Annotated in this window: 1 protein-coding gene; it reads left to right on the plus strand. The window is 64.1% G+C overall.

All coding sequences use genetic code 11. From position 1 onward, the window contains the following. On the plus strand, positions 1–8,572 hold an 8,572-nt coding region (locus ACRESD_RS05880), incomplete at both ends, for an amino acid adenylation domain-containing protein (RefSeq protein WP_431750067.1).

Raw genomic sequence — 8,572 nt, forward strand, 5'->3', positions numbered from 1 at the left:
GTTTTGAGCTGAACAGCGCGCCGTTGTTTCGCCTGATGCTGGTACGCGGTGCGGGTACGACCTGGCACCTGATCTTCACCAGTCATCACATCCTCATGGACGGCTGGAGCAACGCGCAGTTGCTCAGCGAAGTCATCGCCCACTATGCGGGCCACGCACTGCCAGCGCCGATGGGCCAGTTCCGTGATTACCTGGGCTGGCTGCAACAGCAGGTGTCGGGCGAAGGTTTCTGGAAGGCGGCCTTGGCGTCTTTGCAAACGCCCACTCTGTTGGCGGATGCGCTGCGTGCACCGGCCGACGGCCTGGGCATGGCTGACCATCATGTGGCCCTCGGCGCAGCGTTCACCCAGCGTCTAGGCGCCTGCGCCCGTCAACACAAAGTCACCCTCAACACCCTGTTGCAAGGGGCCTGGAGCCTCCTGCTGCAACGCTACACCGGCCAGGCGTGCGTGGCTTTCGGCGCCACTGTGGCCGGGCGGTCGGCGCCGTTGCCAGGGATCGAGCAGCAACTGGGCCTGTTCATCAACACCTTGCCGATCATCAGCGCGGCCTCGCCGGCCCAGCCGGTGGCCGACTGGCTCGATGAACTGCAAGCCCTGAACCTCAGCCTGCGTGATCACGAGCATGTGCCGCTTTACGACATCCAGGGTTGGGCCGGTCAACAAGGCACCGCACTGTTCGACACCTTGCTGGTGTTTGAAAACTTCCCGGTGGCCGAAGCGCTGAAACAAGGTGCACCTGCCGGCCTGGGTTTCGGCAAATTGCACAACCATGAACGCACCCACTATCCGCTGACCCTGGGCATTGAACTGGGCGCCAGCCTGCGCCTGGAGTTCAGTTACGACCGTAGCCGTTTCAGCGAGCAGCAGGTCGCGCAATTGAGCGCCAACCTGCAGCACCTGTTGCTGCAAATGATGGCCGACGCCCGTGCGCCGCTTGGCAATCTGCAACTGCTGGATGAAACCGCGCAGCACCGCGTGCTTGCTCTCAGTCAATCCGCGGCGACGGCTCAACGTCGCACGCTGGTCCATGAGCGTATCGCCGCTCAAGCCCACGCCACACCCGATGCCTTGGCGGTACAGGCAGGCAGTGTGCGGTTGAGCTATGCCCAGCTCAACGAACGCGCCAACCGCCTGGCTCATCGCCTGCTGGAACTGGGCGCAGGCCCCAGCCAGCGCGTGGGCCTGGCCGCCCGGCGTGGCCCGCAACTGATCGTCAGCCTGCTGGCGGTGCTCAAGAGCGGCGCGGCCTACGTGCCGCTAGACCCGAACTATCCGGCCGAACGCCTGGCCTACATGCTGGCCGACAGTCGCCTGGATCTGTTGCTCAGCGAAACCGGCTTGCTGAACGACCTGTCGCTGCCCCAAGGGCTGACCCGCGTGGACTTCAGCGCAAGTGGCGATGAACTGGCCGGCTACCCCGTGAGCCCTCCACTCAACCGGGCGACGGCGGCCGATCTGGCCTACGTGATCTACACCTCCGGCTCCACCGGCCAGCCAAAAGGCGTGGCCATCGACCACGGTGCCCTCGGCCAATTCTGCGACAGTGCCGAAGGCTACAGCCGCCTGACTGCCGAGGATCGCGTGCTGCAATTCGCGACCTTCAGCTTCGACGGCTTCGTCGAGCAGTGCTACCCGCCGCTGTGCGTGGGCGCGGCGCTGATCATGCGCGGCGATGAACTGTGGGATGCCGGGCAACTGGCCCGGGAAATCGTCGAGCAGGGCGTGACCCTGGCTGACTTGCCGGCGGCCTACTGGTACTTGCTCGCCAAGGAATGCGCCGTCGACCGTCGTTCCTTGGGCAACCTGCGCCAGGTGCATGTGGGCGGTGAAGCCATGTCGGTGGAAGGCCTGCGCGCCTGGCACGCTGCGGGGTTGGGCGGCGTGCGCCTGGTCAACACCTACGGGCCGACTGAAGCCACTGTGGTCTCCAGCGTGCACGACTGCCAACTGGTCGACGCCAGCGATGCGTTCGGTGTGCCGATTGGGCAGGCGATTGAGGGCCGTTCGCTGTATGTGCTCGACAGTGGTTTTGAATTGCTGGCCACCGATGGCGTCGGCGAGCTGTGCATCGGCGCCGAAGCCGGCCTGGCCCAGGGTTACTTTGATCGCCCGGCACTGACCGCCGAACGCTTCCTGCCGGACCCGTTTTCCTCCATGCCCGGTGCACGGCTTTATCGTAGCGGCGACCTGGCCCGCTACAACGCAGCGGGTGCCCTGGAATACGTCGGGCGCATCGACCATCAAGTGAAGATTCGCGGTTTCCGTATCGAAATCGGCGAAATCGAAGCCAGCCTGCAAGCCCTGGCCCCAGTGCGCGAAGCAGCGGTGATCGCCCAGCCGAGCGCAACGGGGGCGCAATTGGTGGCGTATGTCGTCGCCGCCCAGGACCAGAGGCTAGATACCCAGGCCCTGGCGAACACCCTGCGTCAATCCCTGCCGGATTACATGGTGCCGGCCCATTGGCAGGTACTGGATGCCTTGCCCCTGAACAACAACGGCAAACTCGACCGCCGCGCACTGCCGACGCCGAACCTGAACCTGACGCAACACGCCTACGTGGCACCTCACAGCGTCCTGCAAATTCAACTGGCGGCCATCTGGCAAGCCGTGTTGCAGGTCGAGCAGGTGGGGCTGAACGACCACTTCTTCGAGCGTGGCGGCCATTCGTTGCTGGCCACCCAAGTCATTTCCCGGGTGCGCCATGCACTGTCGCTGGAAGTGCCACTGCGCACGCTTTTCGAACAGCCGACCCTCGAAGCGTTCGCAGCAGCCTGCGCGGGGCTGCAGGCCGACACCACACCTCCGCTGGTGGCCGTGGAGCGTAACCAGCCGCTGGCGTTGTCCTTTGCCCAGGAGCGCCAATGGTTCCTCTGGCAACTGGACCCAAGCAGCGCCGCTTACCACGTGCCCAGCGCCTTGCATCTGCGTGGCTCGCTGGACATCGCCGCGTTGGAGCTGGCTTTTCAAGCGCTGATGCAACGCCATGAGCCGTTGCGCACTACCTTTGTGGAAGAGGGCGAGCAGGCCTGGCAGGTGATTCACCCAAGCCTGTCGATTGCTATCGAGCATCAGTCGGTCGACGCTTCGAACATTGAGCACGCGGTATCCCAAGCCATCCAGCGTCCGTTCGACCTGCGCAACGGCCCGCTGATGCGCGTCAATCTGCTGGCCGTCGCGGCTGATCACCAAGTGCTGGTGATCACCCAGCATCACATCATCTCCGACGGCTGGTCGATGCAGGTCATGGTCGACGAACTGGTGGCGCTCTATCAGGGCCACGCTCAATTGCCGGCGCTGCCGCTGCAGTACGCCGACTATGCCGTGTGGCAGCGTGGCTGGATGGCGGCCGGGGAAAAACAACGCCAGCTCGATTACTGGTGTGGGCGCCTGGGCACTGAACATAGCGTGCTGGAGCTGCCCCTGGACCATCCACGTCCTGCGCAGCAAAGCCATTGCGGCGCACGCCACAACCTTCATCTGGATGCCGCGTTGGTGGCCGAACTCAAGGCCTTGGCCCAGCGCCAGGACGTGACCTTGTTCATGTTGCTGCTGGCGTCGTTCCAGACCCTGCTGCATCGCTACAGTGGGCAGTCGCAGATTCGTGTCGGGGTGCCGATTGCCAACCGCAATCGCCTGGAAACCGAACGGCTGATTGGCTTCTTCGTCAATACCCAAGTGCTGCAAGCCGACCTCAGCGGGCACATGACGTTCGATCAGTTGCTGGCTCAGGTCAAACGCCGCGCCCTGGAGGCCCAGGCCCATCAAGACCTGCCGTTCGAACAGTTGGTGGAAGCGCTGCAACCGGAGCGCAGCCTCAGCCATAACCCGCTGTTCCAAGTGATGTTCAACCATCAGGACAGCCTGCGTCCAGGCCAGGTGCAGGTGCCCGGCCTGGACCTGCAGCCGGTGGACTGGGCGGCGCACACCACCCAATTCGACCTGAACCTGGAGACCGAAGAGTCGGCAGATGGCCTGTGGGCTGCACTGACCTACGCCACTGACCTGTTTGAGCCGGCGACTGTGGAACGTATGGGCCAGCATTGGCAGAATTTGCTGCGCGCCGTGGTGTGTGATGCGTCCCTGGCGCTGGATGAACTGCCGATGCTCAGCGCGCCGCAATGGCAGCAGTGGGTGAACGATTGGAACCGCAGCGATACCGCTTACCCGCGTGAGCATTGCGTCCATCAACTGTTCGAAGCCCAAGCGTTGGCCCAGCCAGACGTGGTCGCTGTGCAATTCAATGACCAGGCCCTGAGCTATGGCGAACTCAACCGGCGTGCCAATCGCTTGGCTCACCGCTTGATCGCCGCTGGCGTCGGCCCGGATGTGCTGGTGGCGGTGCATGTTGAGCGTTCGGCGGACATGGTCGTCAGCCTGTTGGCCACGCTCAAGGCCGGTGGCGCTTATGTGCCGCTGGACCCGCAGTTCCCGGCGGACCGACTGGCCTTCATGCTCGAAGACAGTCGTGCCCGGGTGCTGTTGACCCAGCCACACCTGCTGGGGCAACTGGCGCAACCGCAAGGTCTGACTGTACTGCTGGTAGAGGACGCCGAAGGCGCTGAGCACAACCCGCAGGTCAACGTCACACCAGAACACCTGGCCTACGTGATCTACACCTCCGGCTCCACCGGCAAGCCCAAAGGTGTGATGGTGCGGCATCAGGCGCTGTGCAGTTTCACCAGCGGCATGGCCGCCACCCTGCACATTGGTGCGGATGCACGGGTGCTGTCGCTGACCACGTTCTCGTTCGACATCTTCGCCCTGGAGCTCTACGTACCGCTGACGGTCGGTGCCACGGTGTTGTTGAGTGGCCAGGAAATGGCGCTCGACCCGGAAGCCATTCTCGATCTGGCTCACCAACACTCCGCCAGCGTGCTGCAAGCCACGCCGTCGACCTGGCGCATGCTGCTCGACAGCCCGCGCGCCGAGCTGCTGCATGGCATCCAATGCCTGTGTGGCGGCGAGGCGCTGCCGGCCGATCTGGCCCAGCGCCTGCTCGACCTGCAAGGGCCGGTGTGGAACCTCTATGGCCCGACGGAAACCACCATCTGGTCCGCCGCCTATCGTTTGGTTGACGCGCAGCCTTTTGTCGGGCGACCCATCGCCAACACGTCACTGTTCATCCTCAATGCCGGGCTCACCCCATGCCCGCAAGGTGCGTCGGGTGAGTTGCTGATCGGAGGCGTTGGCTTGGCGCGGGGTTATCACGCACGACCTGCGCTCACTGCAGAGCGCTTCGTGCCCAACCCCTTCGGCGCGCCGGGCGAACGCCTGTACCGCACCGGCGACCTGGCCCGTTACCACGCCGACGGCGTGGTGGAGTACATCGGCCGGGTCGACCACCAGGTCAAGGTGCGTGGTTTCCGCATCGAACTCGGCGAGATCGAAGCCTGCCTGCGCGAACACCAGGGCGTGCGTGAAGCCGTGGTATTGGCCGACAACGACCGCTTGATCGCCTACCTGGTCAGCGCGGCGCCCGACACCCAGGACGCGTACAAAGCCGCCTTGCGCGAGCGCCTGCCGGACTACATGGTGCCGTCGCACCTGCTGTTCCTCGACAGCCTGCCCTTGACGCCCAACGGTAAGCTCGACCGCAAGGCACTGCCCAAGCCCGACGCGAGTCTATCGCTCAAACACTCTGTAGCTCCGGTCAGCCCACGGCAGCAACAGGTCGCGGCGATCTGGGCCGAGGTGCTGGAAGTAGCGCAAGTCGGCCTCGACGATCACTTCTTCGAACTGGGCGGGCATTCGTTGCTGGCCACGCGGGTAGTGTCGCGGGTGCGTCAGGCGCTGGCGCTGGAAGTCGCACTCAAGACCCTGTTCGAACAACCGTTGCTGGGTGACTTCGTGCGGGCGTTGGGTGAGGAGGGCGTGACTGCGCCCGTGCTGCTCAAGGTCGACCGCACGCAACCCTTGCCGCTGTCCTATGCCCAGGAACGTCAATGGTTCCTCTGGCAACTGGACCCACACAGCGCGGCGTACCACATCCCCAGCGCTTTGCGTCTGCACGGGCCGCTGGACCTGGGCGCACTGCAGCGCAGCTTCGATACCTTGCTGGCGCGCCACGAAAGCCTGCGCACCCATTTGCGCCAGGACACCAGCGGCACGGTGCAGGTGATTGAAGAGAATGGCGTGATCGACATCGCCCAGGCCGACACGGAATACGCGGACCTCAAAGCCCGGGTGGCCGACGAGGTAGCGCGTCCGTTCGACTTGCTGCGTGGGCCGTTGCTGCGGGTCACGCTGCTGCGCCTGGCTGAGGATGATCATGTGCTGGTGCTGGTGCAGCACCATATCGTCTCCGATGGTTGGTCGATGCAACTGATGGTCGAGGAGCTGGTGCAGATGTACGCCGCTTTCAGCCACGGTGAGTTGCCGAACCTGCCGGCGTTGCCGATCCAGTACGCCGACTATGCCGTGTGGCAACGTAACTGGATGGAAGCCGGAGAGAAGGCGCGTCAACTGGCTTACTGGCGCGAGCAATTGGGCGGTGAACAACCGGTGCTGGAATTGCCGTTCGACCACCAGCGGCCGGCGCTGCCAAGCCATCGCGGCGCACGCTTGGGCATCGAGCTGGCGCCTGGCTTATTGGCCGGGCTGCGTACGCTGGCGCAAAACGCCGGGGTGACGCTGCCGATGGTGCTGCTGGCGTCCTACCAGGCGCTGCTGCACCGCTACAGCGGCCAGGAAGACGTGCGTGTCGGCGTGCCCATCGCCAACCGCAACCGCCTGGAAACCGAGGGGTTGATCGGCTTCTTCGTCAACACCCAAGTGCTCAAGGCCGATATCAACGGGCAGATGAGCGTGGCGCAATTGCTCGGCCAAGTCCGTCAACGTTCACTGCAAGCCCAGGCTCATCAAGACCTGCCGTTCGAACAATTGGTGGAGGCGCTGCAACCGGAGCGCAGCATGAGCCTGAGCCCGTTGTTCCAGGTGTTGTTCAACCACCGCGTCACCTCGGTCGACAGCCATCTGCACCGATTGACCGACCTGCACGTCGAGGTCTTGAGCTGGGATGAAGGCGTCGCGCAGTTCGACCTGGCGCTGGACGTGGAGGAGAGCCGCCAGACGCTGCGCGCCTCCCTGAGTTACGCCACGGACCTGTTTGCCCCGGCCACCATCGAGCGTATGGCCGGGCACTGGCAAAACCTGTTGCAGGCAATGGTTGCCGATCCGCAGCAGCCCATCAGCCAGTTGAATCTGTTGGATCACGCTGAGCAACAGCAGATTCTGCAACTGTGGAATCGCACCGACTCAGGCTTCTCGGCCCAACGCCTGGTGCACGAGCTGTTCGCTGACCGCGCGCGGGAGAATCCCGACGCGGTGGCGGTGAAGTTTGACGCGCAAACGCTGAGTTACGGTGAACTCGATCGCCAGGCCAACCGCCTGGCCCACACGCTGATCGCCCGTGGCGTTGGCCCGGAAGTGCGCGTGGCCATCGCCATGCCGCGCAGTGCCGAGATCATGGTGGCGTTCCTTGCGGTGCTCAAAGCGGGTGGCGTGTACGTGCCGCTGGATGTGGAATACCCACGTGATCGCCTGCTGTACATGATGCAGGACAGTCGTTCTCAACTGCTGCTGACCCATTCGTCAGTGCACCAGCGGCTGCCGATTCCCGAGGGTTTGCAAGCCTTGGCGGTCGATGATGTGCAGGCGTGGTCCGATTACAGCGACAGTGCGCCGGACGTTGCGCTAGAAGGCGACAACCTGGCGTACGTGATCTACACCTCCGGTTCCACCGGCCTGCCCAAAGGGGTGGCGGTGTCCCATGGTCCGTTGGTGGCGCACATCATTGCCACGGGCGAGCGCTATGAAACGTCGCCGTCCGACTGCGAACTGCACTTCATGTCCTTCGCTTTCGATGGTTCCCATGAGGGCTGGATGCACCCGCTGATCAACGGCGCCAGCGTGTTGATCCGCGACGACAGCCTGTGGTTGCCCGAGTACACCTACGAGCAGATGCATCGCCACAACGTGACCATGGCAGTGTTCCCGCCGGTGTACCTGCAACAACTGGCCGAGCATGCCGAACGCGATGGCAACCCACCGGCGGTGCGTGTGTACTGCTTCGGCGGTGATGCCGTCGCCCAGGCCAGCTATGACCTGGCGTGGCGAGCTTTGCGTCCGACCTACCTGTTCAACGGCTACGGCCCGACCGAAACTGTGGTCACGCCGTTGTTGTGGAAGGCGCGCAAGGGCGACCCGTGCGGTGCGGTCTACGCGCCGATTGGCACGTTGTTGGGCAACCGCAGCGGCTACGTGCTCGATTCACAATTGAACCTGCAACCCATCGGCGTGGCCGGCGAGTTGTACCTGGGCGGCGAGGGTGTAGCCCGAGGTTATCTGGAGCGCCCGGCATTGACCGCCGAGCGTTTTGTGCCGGACCCGTTCGGCAAGCCTGGCAGCCGTGTGTATCGCAGCGGCGACCTGACCCGTGGCCGCCCGGACGGTGTGGTGGATTACCTGGGTCGTGTCGACCATCAGGTGAAGATCCGTGGCTTCCGCATCGAACTGGGCGAAATCGAAGCGCGCCTGCGCGAGCAGGACAGCGTCGGCGAAACCGTGGTGGT

Origin of the sequence: Pseudomonas sp., assembly GCF_050739995.1 — a bacterium.
In the GTDB taxonomy this organism is placed as follows: Bacteria; Pseudomonadota; Gammaproteobacteria; order Pseudomonadales; family Pseudomonadaceae; genus Aquipseudomonas.